General features: G+C 66.8%; 1 protein-coding gene. It reads left to right on the top strand.

Annotation, left to right across the window (positions count from 1 at the left end; genetic code table 11):
• A partial coding sequence (locus AC3E6M_RS17035; RefSeq protein ID WP_490530607.1) for a rhamnan synthesis F family protein occupies positions 1–1,540 on the top strand: 1,540 nt, incomplete at its 5' end.
• Positions 1,541–1,568: the final 28 nt, after the last annotated feature.

Below are 1,568 nucleotides of genomic sequence, written 5' to 3'. Positions count from 1 at the left end.
GCGCGAGGTCCCCAACCCGTTCACGGGCAAAGGAGTTCTCCCGTATCACCTGCAGTCGTTCTGGATCGCGGTGCGCCGTTCGATGTTCACCTCGGAGCGTTGGGCGCGGTACTGGCGCGACCTCCCCGAGATGCCGTCGTACTTCGATGCCGTCCTCAAGCATGAGACGGTCTTCACCGAGACGTTCGTGCGCAATGGATTCCGCCCCGCGGTCGCCTTCGCATCCGATGACTACCCGACCGACCACCCGGCGCTGTTCAATCCGACGCTGTTGATGCGCGACGGGTGTCCGCTTCTGAAGCGTCGTCCCTTCTTCCACTGGCCGCCGTTCCTGGACCGTCACGCCGTCATCGGTCGCGCCATCATCGACGACGTCGACGCGCACGGATATCCCGTGGCGTTGATCCTCGACAACCTCGCGCGCACCGTTCCCGCCAAAGTCGTCAACACGAACCTGGCAATGCTCGATGTCCTGCCACGCACGGCGGTGGTGGCATCCGAGGATCCGACGGGCCTGCGGGTCCTCGTCGTGATCCACGCCACAGGCCTTGCGTCGACAGCGGGTCTGGTCGATCGGCTCTCGTGGTTCCCGGGACCCGTCGACGCCGTGATCACGACCTCCGACGCCACGATCGCGCCCGGACTCCGTGAACTTCTCGACGCACAGGGCGATCGCGTCCGGATGGGAGAGGTCCGCGTCATCCCGTCCGAGAACGGACGAGACATGAGTGCCTTCCTGATCGGCTGCCGGGCGGAACTCGAGAGCGGCGAGTACGACGTGTTCGTCAAGCTGCACGACCGCGTGCCCGCGCGACGGGGGCGGTCGGTCTCCGACTACTTCCGGCGCTACATGCGCGACAACCTGCTCGCGAGCCCCGAGTACGTGGCCAACGTGCTCGCTCTGTTCGTGCGTGAACCCGGCCTGGGGGTGGTGCTTCCTCCGCCGATCCAGACCGGCTACGCCATCACGGGTGAAGGATGGTCGTGGTATCGCGGCCGTGGACACGACGTGGCCGAGGATCTCGGCATCCGCGTGCCGCTGGACGGGGTCACGCCGCTCGCACCCCTGGGCGGAATGTGGATCGGTCGACCCGAGGGTCTGCGCCCGTTGCTGTCGAAGGCGTGGACGTACGACGATTTCCGCGACACCTCGCACAAGCGGGTGCCGGACATTCGACGGGTGCTCGAGCGTCTCGTGACCGCGGCCGCCGGCGAGGAGGGACTCCACGCCCGCACGGTCCTGACCGCCGAGCACGCGAGCCTGACGCATCTGTCGATCGAGTACAAGATCGATCAGCTCGCGGTCAACCTTCCGGGTTACCCGGTCGACCAGATCCAGTTCCTCCACCGCGCCGGGTGGTGGGGTATCGGTGGAGCCGTCGCGTTCTTCCGCATGTACATGAAGACGAACCACTCGAACGTGGTGCGACGACTCGATCCCGTCATGCACCCGGTCGGTCGCGGAGCACGCGCCGTGCTACGAGGAGCGCGCGCGGGTGTCGCGGCCGGTCGTCGACTCGTCAAGGGAGGCCGTCGATGAACGCAACCCCGGTGTCCCGAACGTCCGC

The sequence above is a fragment of the Microbacterium sp. SCPM-O-B-15248 (M128) genome (assembly GCF_058214835.1).
The sequence above is the reverse complement of the archived record's forward strand: the minus strand, read 5'-3'. Positions and strand labels throughout refer to the sequence as shown.